At 35.1% G+C, this 15448-nt stretch carries 17 protein-coding genes; 14 read left to right on the top strand and 3 right to left on the bottom strand.

Features of this window, described 5'->3' with window-relative positions; translation table 11 throughout:
* Positions 1–499: 499 nt before the first annotated feature.
* From KZH69_RS13485 to KZH69_RS13445, 10 genes are all read left to right on the top strand, one after another.
* Positions 500–748, top strand: coding sequence for a hypothetical protein (locus KZH69_RS13485; RefSeq protein ID WP_219317996.1), 249 nt, complete (start codon positions 500–502; stop codon positions 746–748).
* Positions 749–844: 96 nt separating this feature from the next.
* The gene (locus KZH69_RS13480; protein ID WP_219317995.1) at positions 845–1492 is read left to right on the top strand and encodes an HAD family hydrolase; all 648 of its coding nucleotides are present in this window, start codon (positions 845–847) and stop codon (positions 1490–1492) included.
* 511 nt (positions 1493–2003) lie between these two features.
* On the top strand, positions 2004–2288 hold the full coding sequence (locus KZH69_RS13475; RefSeq protein ID WP_219317994.1) for a YtxH domain-containing protein: 285 nt from the start codon (positions 2004–2006) through the stop codon (positions 2286–2288).
* Positions 2289–2306: 18 nt separating this feature from the next.
* A complete protein-coding gene (locus KZH69_RS13470; RefSeq protein WP_219317993.1) occupies positions 2307–2660 on the top strand; it encodes a hypothetical protein in 354 nt (117 codons plus the stop codon).
* Positions 2657–3040, top strand: a complete 384-nt coding sequence (locus tag KZH69_RS13465; protein WP_219317992.1) for a hypothetical protein — start codon at positions 2657–2659, stop codon at positions 3038–3040. The genes KZH69_RS13470 and KZH69_RS13465 overlap by 4 nt, the downstream gene beginning before the upstream one ends.
* Positions 3041–3154: 114 nt before the next feature.
* Positions 3155–4195, top strand: coding sequence for a GMP reductase (locus tag KZH69_RS13460; protein ID WP_219317991.1), 1041 nt, complete (start codon positions 3155–3157; stop codon positions 4193–4195).
* A gap of 226 nt (positions 4196–4421) precedes the next feature.
* Complete coding sequence (locus tag KZH69_RS13455; RefSeq protein ID WP_219317990.1) at positions 4422–5291, top strand: DUF808 domain-containing protein; 870 nt, start codon at positions 4422–4424, stop codon at positions 5289–5291.
* 123 nt (positions 5292–5414) lie between these two features.
* Complete coding sequence (locus KZH69_RS20530) at positions 5415–5537, top strand: hypothetical protein (RefSeq protein WP_255557953.1); 123 nt, start codon at positions 5415–5417, stop codon at positions 5535–5537.
* Positions 5538–5693: 156 nt separating this feature from the next.
* Entirely contained in the window at positions 5694–6023 is a 330-nt protein-coding gene (locus KZH69_RS13450; RefSeq protein WP_219317989.1) for a DUF6169 family protein, read from the top strand.
* Positions 6024–6061: 38 nt separating this feature from the next.
* Complete coding sequence (locus tag KZH69_RS13445) at positions 6062–6232, top strand: hypothetical protein (RefSeq protein ID WP_219317988.1); 171 nt, start codon at positions 6062–6064, stop codon at positions 6230–6232.
* Positions 6233–6405: 173 nt separating this feature from the next.
* Here KZH69_RS13445 and KZH69_RS13440 read toward each other — a convergent pair whose 3' ends face one another.
* Positions 6406–8160, bottom strand: coding sequence for an ABC transporter ATP-binding protein (locus KZH69_RS13440; RefSeq protein WP_219317987.1), 1755 nt, complete (start codon positions 8158–8160; stop codon positions 6406–6408).
* 146 nt (positions 8161–8306) lie between these two features.
* Here KZH69_RS13440 and KZH69_RS13435 point away from each other — a divergent pair, with 146 nt between their 5' ends.
* Entirely contained in the window at positions 8307–9155 is an 849-nt protein-coding gene (locus KZH69_RS13435) for a L,D-transpeptidase (RefSeq protein WP_219317986.1), read from the top strand.
* A gap of 96 nt (positions 9156–9251) precedes the next feature.
* Here KZH69_RS13435 and KZH69_RS13430 read toward each other — a convergent pair whose 3' ends face one another.
* Entirely contained in the window at positions 9252–10259 is a 1008-nt protein-coding gene (locus tag KZH69_RS13430; protein WP_219317985.1) for an LLM class flavin-dependent oxidoreductase, read from the bottom strand.
* Positions 10260–10639: 380 nt separating this feature from the next.
* Here KZH69_RS13430 and KZH69_RS13425 point away from each other — a divergent pair, with 380 nt between their 5' ends.
* A complete protein-coding gene (locus KZH69_RS13425) occupies positions 10640–11365 on the top strand; it encodes a DUF4386 domain-containing protein (RefSeq protein WP_219317984.1) in 726 nt (241 codons plus the stop codon).
* 242 nt (positions 11366–11607) lie between these two features.
* The gene (locus KZH69_RS13420) at positions 11608–12504 is read left to right on the top strand and encodes a carbon-nitrogen hydrolase (protein ID WP_219317983.1); all 897 of its coding nucleotides are present in this window, start codon (positions 11608–11610) and stop codon (positions 12502–12504) included.
* A 168-nt stretch (positions 12505–12672) separates the two neighbouring features.
* Here KZH69_RS13420 and KZH69_RS13415 read toward each other — a convergent pair whose 3' ends face one another.
* Positions 12673–14199, bottom strand: coding sequence for a choice-of-anchor I family protein (locus KZH69_RS13415; RefSeq protein ID WP_219317982.1), 1527 nt, complete (start codon positions 14197–14199; stop codon positions 12673–12675).
* Positions 14200–14393: 194 nt separating this feature from the next.
* Here KZH69_RS13415 and KZH69_RS13410 point away from each other — a divergent pair, with 194 nt between their 5' ends.
* Positions 14394–15434 carry an agmatine deiminase family protein gene (locus KZH69_RS13410; protein ID WP_219317981.1) on the top strand — a complete coding sequence of 347 codons (1041 nt, stop codon included), beginning with the start codon at positions 14394–14396 and terminating at the stop codon, positions 15432–15434.
* The last annotated feature ends 14 nt before the right edge of the window (positions 15435–15448 follow it).

The raw sequence follows: 15448 nt of genomic DNA, 5'->3' as shown, positions 1-15448 counted from the left end.
TAGCAAACAAGCGATTGAGAATAGAATTTCCTCTATTCAACAATCGCTTGTCTTTTAAATCTTCAAAATGTCTTGTCTGCATTTTTTTATCTCAAAGATAAAAAAAGTTGTGTCCAGACGGTAGCTCCCTACCAAGCTTTTTTGAGTTTATAATTACTATGCAAAGTCACCTTGTCTCGTCACATGCATTGGGCAAACAATACTAGGCCGAAATAAAAATCATCGAAAATAAAATATAAAGTGAGATATTTTTTTGTTCTTGGGTAAAGATTATTTACTATATTGCAATTGAAAATAAATATGTTTTTTCTTTCTTTAATATAAAAAAAATGTATTTTATCGATATTTTAATAAAGTTTAACTAAATTTAGCGCAGCGCTTGAAAGAATATACCAAACTAAAAAAAAAGCAAATCTTTTTCTTTCAAAGAATTTAAAAACAAAAGAGTTATTTAGCTCTTAGCATTAACAAAAGAAATAAAAAACATAACTATATTATTATGAAAATTACATTGAAAAATAAAAAAACAACTCCAGTGAATATCCTAATTGTTTTTTTTGCATCTCTTTATGATTTGGTCATTGATTTATTTGCCTCCCTTTATGATTTAGTACATGCTTTTATATTTTTTTTATTTGAATATGTAAAATGGGCTATTAATATTCGCTCTACAAAATCTACTGATTTTAGCACACAAACAAAAGAGCCAATACAATTCATTAATCAAACTCCTTTCGATATACGATAATTGTTCCGTTGTTTAAAAAACAATACTCCTACCTTTGGCACTGTACAAAAACAACAATCGAAATGTATTTTCTTTCGATTCATTAAAAAATGAAAAATGAAATTTAAAGGTGCTATTTTTGATTTAGACGGAACGCTCGTTAATTCATTGGAAGACATTGCAGATGCCATGAATAGTGTGCTTCGAAACCTCAACTACCCTATTCACGGTTATGAAGATTATCAATATTTTATAGGTAGTGGCCTTCGAAATTTGGTGAGTAAATCGTTGCCCGAATCACATAATGATAAAAAAAACATCGACAGCTGTTACCATTTGATGATTGTAGAATATCGCGATAATTGTACCCGAAAAACAACCTCATATGAGGGAATTATTAAATTATTGGACCACTTAATTTCACAAAACATAAAATTAAGCGTATTATCCAACAAAGCGGATGCACTTACCAAAGAAATTACAACAGCTCTTTTTCCTAACTATTTTCAATCTGTAGTGGGCTTAACCACTGAAGCACTCAAAAAACCCAATCCATCCGAAGCTTTGGCAATAAGCAAAAGCATGGGACTAAAACCAGAAGAAATAATTTTCTTAGGAGATTCCGGCATCGATATGCAAACGGCTACCAATGCAAATATGTTTGCAGTGGGTGTATCTTGGGGTTACAGACCAAAAAAAGAATTGATAGAAAATGGTGCTAAACAAGTATTAGACCATCCCTTGGATTTAATCCAGTTTTTATAAACCTGCTCTGAGAATTCTACTCCCCAAAATCACACACATTAAATAAGTGCAATAGCGAGAATTCGCTAACGAAAGAAGTACACGCCCATTATAATACTTACAAGGCTTCTATTGCAAAACTCAATTTGCTATTTCTTAAAATAGGAAATCTTTCTGACAAAGACATTCTAAACATTAAAAACAAACCACAAAGTACACTTTTCACTACCTGTGAATCATGCAACTTTTCTTAAAAGTAGTATAAAACAATCTCCAATGAAGATTCTCAACTTTACATAGTTGAAACTGTTCCCACAATTAAACCCAAAATAAGAACAAACAACTTAATCTAAAACACAATGAACAATATATTCAGAGGATTATTAGCGGGCTATGGTGCAAATAAACTAGGAGGAGGGTGCTTCGGCACAATTTTAGTTTTTATAATCATTTGGGCACTTTTGGGGCAATGCAGTTAAAAATTAAATTCTATTCAAAGAAAACATTTACAATCAATTTAAACAAAACAATTATGAGCACAGGTAAAGTAGTATTAGGAACAGTGGCAGGTCTTGCAATAGGCGGAATTTTAGGAATCCTTTTTGCACCCGAAAAAGGTTCGGTAACCCGAAAACAAATCATGGACAAAGGAGGTGATTATGCAGATGATTTAAAATCAAAATATAACGAGTTTGCAGATTCTATTTCAGAAAAACTTCAAAGCGCAAAAGATTTTGCACAAGAACTAGTCGAAAACGGAAAAGCTGAGTTTGATGAAGCAAAAAATGAAGTCAATCATAGTGCAACAAAATATTAACTCCAAATTAAATAAAATATGACTGACGATACAACACCCATAGCAACACTTTTTGAACGCGCAGAAGATTACAGCAAAACTACTCTAAAGTTGTTTAGACTAAACGCCATAGACAAATCGGCCGATGTAGCTTCATCTCTCGTTTCACGACTTGCAGTTATTATGACTGTTGTATTCTCAGTTTTAATTAGTAGTATAGGAGTTGCATTATGGTTAGGAAAAATACTTGGAGATTTATTTTGCGGTTTTTTTATAGTAGGTGCTTTCTACATGCTCCTTGCCATTATTCTTCACTTGTTTCGTGAACAATGGCTAAAATATCCTGTTAGCAATTCTATCATCAAACAAATGCTAAAAGAGAAAATAGTATGAAAAGCAAAAACGAAACGGATTCATTAAATGAATTGATAATTCTTGAGGAGCAGCAATATGATATGCAATTGGAACTCTTAAAAGAGCAATTTCATGTTGCTTATGAAAGTTTAAGGCCTATCAACCTTATCAAAAGTGTATTTCACGAAGTAACTGCCTCTCCAGAAATAAAAAATGACTTGGCCAACAATGTCATCGGATTGGGTACTGGTTTTCTTTCAAAAAAACTCATGGCTGATGGTTCACACAGTCCTTTAAGGAAAATGATTGGAACCGTAGCTCAATTTGCCATAGCCAATCTGGTTTCAAAACATTCAGACACCATTAAAACAATTGCAGGCAATCTCTTGAAGCATTTTTTCAACAAACAAAAAAATTAACAAACGCTTTCAGGATTGAAATAATCCTTTAAAATTCTACAAACATTTAACGCTAATTTGCCTCTCTTTTTTCATTAAAACTTTACATTTGTTAGGTAACCATATTTGAAAATCATGAGAATAGAAACTGAACTTAAATTAGGATTTAAAGATGTAATGATCAGGCCCAAACGCTCTACTTTAAAGAGTCGATCACAGGTTTCGTTGGAGAGAGAATACAAGTTTTTGCACAGTTCCGCTACTTGGTCAGGTGTCCCTATTATGGGAGCCAACATGGATACGGTAGGCACTTTTGAAATGGCTTTGGCATTGGCAAAAGAAAATCTTTTTACAGCCATTCATAAACATTATTCTCTGGAACAATGGAATGAATTTATGAAAAATTCACCCGAGAATATTCCCGATTATATTGCAGTAAGTTCCGGCACCGGAAAAAATGATTTCAAGAAAATAGGCGAAATATTCGAACACAATCCGCAGTTAAAATTCATTTGCATCGATGTTGCCAATGGCTATTCGGAGCATTTTGTGAGTTTTCTCAAAAAAGCACGCGAACAATATCCCGATAAAGTAATTATAGCCGGAAATGTAGTTACCGGCGAAATGGTCGAAGAATTACTTTTGGCCGGTGCCGATATTGTAAAAGTTGGAATTGGTCCTGGCTCGGTTTGTACCACAAGAGTAAAAACGGGTGTGGGTTATCCCCAACTTTCGGCTATTATCGAATGTGCCGATGCCGCTCATGGCTTGGGAGGGCATATTATAAGCGATGGCGGATGCGTCACCCCGGGTGATGTTGCCAAAGCATTTGGTGCCGGTGCCGATTTTGTAATGCTGGGCGGGATGCTTGCTGGTCATACAGAAAGCGGTGGTGAATTAGTCGAAATCGAAGGTGAAAAATACAAAAAATTCTATGGAATGAGTTCGGAAACTGCTATGAACAAACACGTTGGTGGTGTCGCCGAATACCGAGCCAGTGAAGGAAAAACGGTTCAGGTTCCTTTCAAAGGAGATGTAATCGTTACCCTAAAAGATATACTTGGCGGCATTAGAAGCACTTGTACGTATGTGGGCGCTTCCAAATTGAAGGAATTGACCAAACGAACCACGTTTATTCGAGTTTTGGAACAAGAAAACGTCATTTTCAACAAGTAACTATAAATAAAACACTAATCGTAAGGCTGGTGTTTTTTTTTCGGAGCAAAGCCGTGGTTTCCATAACAGCTTTACTCCCGCTGTACACAGTATTTTTTATGCCGAACCCCGGCATAAAAGGATACTTGCTTCCATCGGGGCTAAACGAGAAATTCAGTTTCTCTAATAATAATTTCATAATTAGATTCAACCAAAAAGTGGTAGATTAGCATAAAAAACAATTAAAATGGCATCAGGTTTTTTCGCACTATTAGATGATATCGCAGCAATCATGGATGATGTTGCCGTAATGAGCAAAATTGCAACAAAAAAAACGGCAGGTATTTTAGGCGATGATTTAGCCGTTAATGCCGAAAAAGCTTCCGGTTTTGTTTCTTCAAGAGAACTTCCTGTATTATGGGCAATTGCAAAAGGTTCTTTTATCAATAAACTAATTATTTTGCCAATAGCCTTTCTGCTAAGTGCTTTTTTCCCATTGGCAATTATAATAATATTAGTGCTTGGCGGTCTTTTTTTGGCGTATGAAGGTGCCGAGAAAATATACGAATACTTTTTTTCCCATTCCCATTCTACAACCGAAATCACAATGGAAACTTTTAGCGAAGAAGAAATTTTGACTCTCGAAAAGGGAAAAATAAAATCAGCCATTGTAACCGATTTTATTTTATCGGTGGAGATTGTAATTATTGCACTGGGAACCGTAATTAAGGAAACTCTAACGTCTCAGATTGTCGTAGTTTCTTTTATTGCCATATTGGCAACTGTTGGTGTTTACGGAATTGTAGCCCTAATTGTTAGGATGGATGAACTAGGTTTTAAACTTATCGGATTGAGCACCAAAGAAAACAGCCCATCAAAAATTATCGGAAACCTTTTGGTACAAGCACTACCAAAAGTCATTAAAAGTCTAGCTATTATTGGCACAATTGCTTTGCTATTAGTAGCTGGTGGCATATTTGTACATAATATTGATTTTTTACATCATGTATTACCGAAATTGCCTTCTATTATAAAAGAATTCAGCATCGGACTTATAGTTGGACTGATTGTTTTAGGAATCGTAAACCTATTCAAAAAGATGTTTGGGAAAAAGTAAGGGAAATAGAATAATTTTATATGCGCCAATTACCAGCTCATAACACATTATAAAACAATGAATTAAAATAGTTTACAAACAATAAAAACATTTATTATATTTGTACTTTAAATTAAAATAATCATGGAAAAAACAATCACATTAAAACCAAATTCAAAAACAACTGCTGTTTTGAAAAAAATGGTTACTTTGAAAGAAGAGTACCGTAAGGTTGTTATGGAAAAAACAGTAAAAAAGACAAAGTAAAGTAGAAGCTTTATGTATGAATATATTCTAAAAGAGGGCGTTGATCCTCTTTTTTCATTTACGACTAAACACGGTCTAAACTATTTTATAGCTTTCAGAAAAATGGATTTTGGCAATGCCTATTTTCAAAATTTATATTCTGTAGATTTTTAGGAAATGGGTAATCAAAAATTTTACAAAGACGCTAAAATTGAAATTACAATTACAACCATTATTTGTAATTATTTCAAGAGCCATCCAAATTCAATACTACATTATTTCTGCGACAGTATGGATTTGAAACAAGATTATAGAAAAAGACTATTTGACCAATGGTACAAAAAGTTTCAAACTAAGGAATTTTCAAAACTTAATTTAGAATATCAAATTCAGGAAGAAAATATAAATTATAATTTAGGTTTTATCTTCAAAAATGATTGTTATGAGATGAATGAAATGATTGAGAATATTAATCTTCAACTAGATGAATTTACCAGTCTTAAATAAGACGATAGTCATAATTATCAATACAAAAGTAAATTGAGATGAACATTAATCGTGAATGGCATTTAAACAATAAAATGCCTAAAAATCCAACTTTAAAACAAAGAATCCAATGGCATTTGGAACACGAAAAGAATTGCCAATGCCGACCAATTCCAGAGAAACTCTTGGAGAAAATAGCAAAAATAAAAGCCGAGTCCAATAACGAATAATTATTGGACTCGGCTTTTATTTTTTTCTTTGGGATGACGGCAAAAATGCAAAATATTCGCTTTTAGCCCCGATAGAAGTGGAAATCCTTCCGATTTTTCATCGGAAGATTGCAACGAATAGCGGGACCCATGCTGCCAAAAATACCAAATATTTCTGCTCCAAAAACTGAGATTTAAACTATTTTTCTCTCCCCTATTTGTTGCCTCCACATGGCATAGTACAATCCTTTTTCATCCAATAAATCTTGATGCTTTCCTTGCTCGATAATATTTCCTTGCTCTAATACATAAATTCTGTCGGCGTGCATAATCGTAGATAAACGGTGAGCAATCAATACCGTAATTTGGTCTTGTTTGGAAGATATGCTTCGAATGGTTTGTGTAATTTCTTCTTCGGTGATAGAATCTAATGCAGATGTCGCTTCGTCAAACAACAGCAATCTTGGATTTCTCAATAACGCTCTAGCAATCGACAATCGTTGTTTTTCTCCACCAGATACTTTTATACCGCCTTCGCCAATAGTGGTATCCAAGCCTTTCTCGGCTCGCTCCAATAAATTTTGACAAGCCGATTTTTGCAAGACATCATTGATTTCTTCGTCGGTTGCATTGGGTTTCACAAACAGTAAATTATCTTTTATAGTCCCTGAGAACAATTGTGCATCTTGAGTCACAAAACCCAATTGTTGGCGCAACTCAGTCAAATCAATTTCTTTGGCGTTGATATCGTTGTAAAAAATCGCACCTTCCTCTGGAGTGTACAATCCAACCAACATTTTGACCAAAGTCGTTTTTCCGCTTCCCGATGGCCCTACAAATGCGATGGTTTCGCCCGCTTTGGCCTCAAAAGAAATGTCTTTGACAGCATAAGAAGTGGCAGTTTGATGCTTGAATGAAATGTTAGAAAATCTCAAATTATTGATAAAACCGATTGTTTTTGGAAACAAAGGTTTCTCTTCGCTTTTGGCGTTCATCAGATCACCAAAATTATCCATCGAAGCTTTTGTTTCGTTATAAGTCGCTATTACATTTCCCAATTCCTGCAACGGATTAAACAAAAAGAAAGAGAAAAACATTAGTGTAATCAAATCTCCCGGCTTGATAATTCCTTTAAAAATAAACATATACAAAGCAAAAACCAAAGCCGTTCTCATAAAATGAACTGTTGTCCCTTGAATAAAACTCAACGAACGAATAAAACGCACTTTTTTCAGCTCTAATCCTAAAATTTTTATGGTTGTGCTGTTCAAACGGTTCACTTCTTGTTCAGTCAAACCTAAACTTTTCACCAACTCTATATTGCGTAATGATTCAGTAGTAGCGCCAGCCAAAGCAGTGGTTTCACCCAAAATTTCTCTGGATACTTTCTTGATTTTTTTACCCAAAAATGAACTGATAAAGGCAATAACAGGAACTGTTGCCAAAAAGATAGGCCCCAGCAACCAATCAATGGAAATAGCGTAAACCACCACAAATGTAATTCCGATAAGGGATTGAAAAACCAATGAAATAGATAATGTGATGAATTTTTCACAATCAATTTTTACTTTTTGAAGCTTTCCCAATGTTTCACCGCTTCGTTGGTCTTCAAAATCCTGAAAAGGCAACTCCAGTGCTTTCTGGATCCCGTCTGTGTACATTTTGGCTCCAGTTCGCTGAATAATGATATTCGTAAAATAATCTTGAAAGTTCTTGGCAATTCTGGACATCATGGCAGCTCCTAACGAGAGTGCCAGCCAACCCAAAACCGCTTTGGTGAAATTGGGGAAATTATGATTAAAATTTTCCACTCCAACACCGCATTGGTTCAGTAATTTACCAATAATAATGGAGTCACATAAGGAAAAACACTGGTTAATAGCAGCCAAAAATAAGGCTAAAAACAATAATGGCTTGTGTTCTTTGATGTAGGTATATAAAATTTTCATTGATTTATTTAAAATATTTAGAATGCAAAACTACGACTATTGGGTTCAAAAAAATAAAATTAGCACAATAATAACACAACAAATTCTTGTTATTATACAACACCACTATTTTTTTAAATCTCATTTTTACACTAAAGAAATTAGCTATGCAAAAGACAATCCTTATAGTAATCCTTCTTGCCCTTTTCTGTTCGTGCAAACAGAAGAATCAAGAGGTTATGGAAACCAAAAAAACAATTATCCGAAAACAGCCCAAAACCATTTCGTTTCATTTCGAAAAATCGAAAGAATGGTTGGCAAAGAATACCGATAGCACACAAATCCGAATCGTTCTTGCCATTAATCGAACCGACAAAAACAATATCACCAAGATGGATTCAATCCTTATTCCAGTTGATTTAACAGGAGATCGGGAGTTTTACCTTCCGTTTCCTTTAGAAATTCCTTATTTAAAAGACATCAATAAGATTATCTTTTTTTCATATTCAACGCAGACCTTTGCTGCCTACGAAAACGGTGACTTGATTTACACTGGCCCCACCAATATGGGACGCAAAAAAGACCCCACGCCTACTGGACTTTTCTACACTAATTGGAAAGCCGAAAAAACAACCAGCACTTTCAATGATGAGTGGGATTTGCGTTGGAATTTTAACATTGCCAACAAATTAGGTGTGGGTTGGCATGAGTATGAATTGCCGGGTTATCCAGCCTCGCATTCCTGTTTACGTCTTCAAGAAAAAGATGCCAAATACCTTTACAATTGGGCAGATCAATGGATATTGAAAGACGATGAAAACGTATTGGTAAAAGGAACTCCTGTAATTATTTTTGGCACTTATCCTTTTGGTAAACCAAAACCTTGGCTGCAATTGGTTCAAAACCCAAAAGCATTGAACATTTCTGCTGCCGAAATAGAAAACACAACAAAGCCTTTCTTAAATGCTATCCTGTCGGAACAGAAAAAGAGAGAGCAAACGGGAAACATTGAATAAAAAAAATGCTTTAAGCTATTTATTCTTGCGGAGACACAAAGAAGCAAAGTTCACACTTTTCTTTGCGTCTTTGCGAGATATAAAATCAGTGAGATACTAAATTAAATCAACAACCTCCTTCGCAATCTGCAAACTCTTCAATTTATCCTGATGATTAAAAATCGGACTGGTAATCATCAATTCATCCACACGGGAATATTCGATGAATTTTTTCAATTCTTTCATCAACGTTACCTTACTGCCAATGAACGAGCCAGCCGTCATTTGGTTGACATGAAAACGAGCTTCTTCACTCATATCATTCATAAGATTCGTCAAGGAAGCCACTGGAGGCTGCAACGGTTTTCTGGTATTTTGAACTAAATTCTGAAACATTTGATACAAACTCGTCGATAAAACTTCGGCTTCATTATCCGTATCGGCGGCAATCACATTCACACAAGCCATCGTTTGGGGTTTATCTAAATATACCGACGGCTTAAAATTATCTCGATAAAACTCAAAAGCTTGAATCATCTGCCTAGGGGCAAAATGTCCCGCAAAAGCATACGGCAATCCATAAGCTGCCGCCAATGTGGCACTGTCCATACTCGACCCCAAAATCCAAATCGGGACATTGGTACCTTCAGCCGGAAAAGCACGGACTTTTGCGGTAGCATTCGCTTCTGAAAAATAGTCCTGCAAAGCCGAAACATTCTTTGGAAATCGTTGCGATTCGGCAAAAAAATCAGGTCTGATGGCCTGCGCCGTTAACGAATCGGTTCCTGGAGCTCTTCCCAAACCAAGGTCAATTCGGTCAGGATACAAAATCCCCAACGTCCCAAACTGCTCGGCAATAATCAAAGGAGAATGATTCGGCAACATAATTCCGCCTGAACCCACACGTATATGTTGCGTCTGGCTCGCAATATACCCAATCAAAACAACCGTTGCTGTACTCGCAACGTGCGCCATATTGTGATGCTCGGCCAACCAGAATCGTTTGTAGCCCAAAATATCGGCAAGCTGCGCCAACTCTTTGGTTTTTTGCATCGTTTCGCTAGCATTGCTGTCCTGTGTAATTATCGCAAGTTCAAGTAAGGAAATCGGAATTGGGGTTTTCATCTTCTTTTAAAGTTTACACAAAAATAGTCATTAACGCTGATGGAATTTAGAACGAGATGTTAATTGAATTATAATATTCTAAGGAGTTTTTTTTATTAATGGGAGCAGAAGTATTTGCAATTACATCAACATTTGTCCCGCTGTCCACTATATCTTTTGCCTCGTAAAGAATAAGACAAAAGGATATCTGCTCCCATCAGGATTAGACTAGATATTTAGTTTTTCAGCAAAACTTTTACAATTGGTTATTAGTACCTCAAAAATATAAATTCAAATTATCCATTGAATAGAGTTGCATAACGATATTGCGATTATTTAATAAAAAACACTAGTAACAATTTCAAATAGAAAACGTCATACCCTGAACTAAACAACCAAATATGAAACTATCTCTCAAAAAATTAGAAGACTCACCTCAACTTTATGCAAGAATTGCTGGAATATTATATTTATTAATTATAGTAGCGGGTATTTTTGGAGAACTTTTGGTTCGCAATAAATTACTCGTTTATGGAGATGCAAACGCAACTGCAACCCATATTATGAAATCAGAATTGCTATGGCGAATGGGCATTAGTGCCGATTTGGTTATGCAAATTTGTGATTTGCCCGTAATGATAATTCTGTATTACCTTCTCAGACCTGTAAGTAAAAAATTGGCGTTACTCAACTTATCATTTAATTTAATACAAACTGCTGTTTTGGTAGCCAACAAGTTAAATCTTTTGGCCGCATTGTTCTTCTTAGGCGATGCTGAATACCTAAAATCATTTAGCCCTGAACAACTGCACAGTTTATCTTATCTTTCTATCAAACTACATGATTTTGGTTTTGGAATTGGTTTAATCTTTTTTGGTTTTGTGTGTCTAATCGAAGGGTATCTCCTTTTTAAATCCAATTATTTCCCCAAAACTATTGGAGTTCTAATGTTAATTGCTGGAATATGTTACCTTACAAATAGTTTTGCACTTCTCTTAGTGCCACAACTTTCAAGTATCGTATTGCTAATGCCTTGCCTTATTGCCGAATTATCATTTAGTCTATGGCTCATTTTCAAAGGAGTAAATCTGCCTATCTGGAAAAATTCAGTTTGTAAAAATATATAAAAAGCAATATTATATTTATCTGCCTGATAATTCACAGAAATACTACAACATCACAAAATTATTGTTTACTAAAAATAGATTGTACAAGTTCAATCCGTACCAATAGAATACAAATTCTGATATTTTTTTAGTGCAATCTAGGCTTTTAAACCAACAAATGGAATTGTAGCTTCAAAAAATCCAAAAGTGATTACACCAACTCTTTTAAAAAATAACTATTTTTGCAGTCTAATTTTTTTACCATGTCAAAGAAGAAATACAAAATAGCAGTCATTCAATTGAATCTTAACGACGTTGCCGAAAACAACCTTAAAAAATGTATGAGTTGGGTTCGCGATGCTGCCAATCAAGGAGCTGAAGTGATTTCATTACCTGAATTATACAGCAGTCATTATTTTTGTCAAAGTGAAGATGTCGATAATTTTGCTTTGGCAGAACCATTGTACAGCACTTCATTTATTGCTTTTAGTGCTTTGGCAAAAGAATTGGGTGTGGTAATTATTGTTCCTTTCTTCGAAAAAAGAATGGCTGGAATTTACCACAACAGTGCTTACATCATCGACACAGACGGATCGGAAGCTGGCTTGTATCGCAAAATGCACATCCCGGACGACCCTCATTTTTATGAAAAATTCTATTTTACTCCAGGCGATTTAGGTTTCAAAACTATACCAACTCAAAAAGGAAAAATTGGGACTTTAATTTGTTGGGATCAATGGTATCCAGAAGCAGCACGTTTAACTGCTTTGAAAGGAGCTGAAGTTTTATTTTACCCAACAGCAATTGGATGGCATCCGCAAGAAAAAGAGCAATACGGCGAAAACCAACATGGTGCTTGGATGAGTGTTATGAAAGGTCACGCTGTCGCAAATGGTGTATATGTAGCAGCTGCCAACCGAATTGGTTTGGAACAATATATTGAAGGAACTGCTGGAATTCAGTTTTGGGGATCATCGTTTATAGCAGGCCCACAAGGTGAAATTTTGGCGCAAGCCTCACACGATAAAGAGGAAATATTGATTGCCGAAGTTGATTTGGATTTACAGGAAAATGTGCGTCAGAACTGGCCGTTTTTTAGAGACAGAAGAATCGATGCTTTTGGAGATATTACCAAACGAGCAATCGACCAATTGTTTTAACAAACAACTATAAATAAAAAATCTACCAAGAGTTATTTTTTACTTTTGGTAGATTTTTCTTATTTCAATCAAATATGGAATAAAATAAAAGGCACTAGTTAACTAAATATTCAGACAATCATCTTTTAGACCTTAGGGTCTTAGCACCTCTTCATTCCATAAGTTATACTAATTCAAATCAGGTTGAAATATTTTGACAGTTCCATCTCCTTCGCTACTTACAACAACTAAACTTCTTTTGTTTGGACTTTTGGAAGCCGGAATAAACAATAAACCTTCTGGAGCGTCACCTGTTTTTAGCATTTGCAAAAATTTGGGAGTTGTTGGATTGCTTACATCATACACCATAAAAGCATCAGCTCTTTCTAATCCTACAAAAAGAATCTGCTTATCTCCCATTTTTGTAACATAAACCGCTTCTGGTTCTGCTCCTTTGTCATCACTTCTTCCATCATCATAAACACCAAATTCTTGAGCTTTTTTGTCCAATTCGTTTTTACTGTCAAAAACCAATTGTCCTGTAAGTCCATTCCAAATTGAAAAGGAACGAGCACCAAATCCAACTAATTCATCAAAATCACCATCTCCATCGGTATCCCCCATTTTGGTATTGATATTCAATCTTCCCATACTTGCATCCGCTTTTAGCACTGCAGCATTCGGAAAAATGGTTGGATCTAATACAACTGCAGCATTGTTAATTCGTTTAACATCTACAAAAGCACTGTATTCTCTAGCATCACCTTCATTTGCAGTAACAATGTACTGCACGCTATTCACTTCAAAATTGCTGATGGCATCGGGTTGAAACATTCCTTTTAGTTTCCAAGGATTAAAAGCAACACCTCCATCTTTATCGCTTATATCCAAAGCGTTTTCAGCCAAACTATAATCTTTATATCCTAAAGGAAAAATCTGAACAATTTTCTTTGTCGCTAAATCAATTTTGGCAACTCCATTATTTTCCTGTAAAGTAACCCAAGCTATTTTTGAGTCAGCTGAAATAGTTACATATTCTGGTTCAATATCGGCAGCAAAATTATTGGTTGGACTTGATATTCTGAATCCTTTGGTTTTTAAATCTGCTAATTGACCGCTAAATCCTTCAAAACTCAAAGTAGTTACTGCATAGCTGTTTGCAACTTCTATTATAGAAATAGATCCATTAGGATCAAGTGAATAATCGTCATTTGGCTCTCCTTCGTTAGCTGTCAATATGAATTTCCCATCATGCGAATAGGTAATCATATCTGGCAATGCACCAACAGTAATATCTTTAACCAAAGCATAATTTGACGTTTCAAAAACGACAACTTTACCAGGATCTTGTTTGTTTGTTTTGGATTCTAAAGCTACAGCCAATTTCCCATTAAAAGTAGTCACACTATTGGCAGCTCCATTATAAGGAACCAAATCAATACTGGCAATCAAAAGTGGTTTCGACGGATCTGAAAGGTCTATCACATCTATTTTATTGGCACTGCTATTGTTTACAGTAAATATTTTTTTGGAAATTTCATCATAAGCGCTTATTTCAGCAGCACCCGTTCCCCCAATAGTCAACGACCCAATTTCTTTGAAAGTGGAAGGATTTTCGTTTACTGTTACTTCCGGAGTTTCATTGGAGTCATTATTGTTTTGGCAACCTACGATTAAAAATAACACTGCAAGTACAGCTACACTTTTCTTTATCATTTTGTTTGTTTTAATTTTTTCAAAAATAACTTTCAATCGAGCATTACATATTACGATACTATTATAAAATCTTTAACAAAAAATATCTTGGTTTTATTCATCTAATCATATCCTAGACTAAAATGAAGTCGTCAGAACTACTTATTAATTCCCGTGTTTGCTTACCTTTGCACGCATTACAATTAGCATTTATTATGACTACACTTACAAGACGATTCCCTGCAGAATGGGAAAAACAACAAGGAATTTTATTGTGTTTTCCACATAACGGAAAAGATTGGCCTGGAAAATACGAAGCCGTACAATGGGCTTTTGTTGAATTTATAAAAAAAGTTGCCTTCCATGAGCAAGTCTTTTTGGTCGTTGCTGATGAAAATCAAAAGGATAAAGTTGCCGAAATGTTAGAAACGGCACATGTAGCCATGAGCAATGTTTCTTTCATTATTCATAAAACCAATCGCAGTTGGATGCGAGATTCTGGACCAATTATTGTTAAAAATGGTACAAGCAGAGAAGCATTGAATTTTAATTTTAATGGTTGGGCCAAATATAAAAACATCAATTTAGATAAGCACGTTCCAAATAAAATAGGTGAATTTCTTAATATTCCTGTTACCCAGGTAATGTACAAAGGAAAACCTGTTATTGTTGAAGGTGGCGCTATTGATGTAAACGGACGGGGTACTTTGTTAACGTCTGAAGAATGTCTGATGCACCCTACTATTCAGGTTCGTAATCAAGGTTTTACAAAAGAAGATTACGAAGCTGTTTTTAAAGAATACCTAGGAGTTACCAACGTAATTTGGCTAGGAGACGGAATTGAAGGTGATGATACTCATGGACATATCGACGATTTATGCCGATTTGTAAATGAGGACACCATTGTCACTATCGTAGAATTGGATCCAAACGACAACAACTACAAACCGTTGCAAGACAACTTGAAAAGATTGCAAAATGCCAAACTTGAAAATGGAAAAGCTCCAATAGTAGTGGCTTTGCCAATGCCAAAACGAATTAATTTTGAGGGATTGCGTTTGCCTGCAAGTTATGCTAATTTTCTAATTTTGAACAACTGTGTTTTGGTTCCAACGTTTAATGATGCCAATGACAGGGTTGCTCTAAATATTTTGGCTGAATGTTTTCCTGATCGAGAAATCATCGGAATAAGCGCTATTGATTTCATTTGGGGATTTGGAACGTTACATTGTTTGAGTCAGCAAATACCAGAATAATTATATTTTTATTC

The organism is Flavobacterium taihuense, from assembly GCF_019351435.1.
GTDB classification, from domain to species: Bacteria; Bacteroidota; Bacteroidia; order Flavobacteriales; family Flavobacteriaceae; genus Flavobacterium; species Flavobacterium taihuense.
The sequence above is the reverse complement of the archived record's forward strand: the minus strand, read 5'-3'. Positions and strand labels throughout refer to the sequence as shown.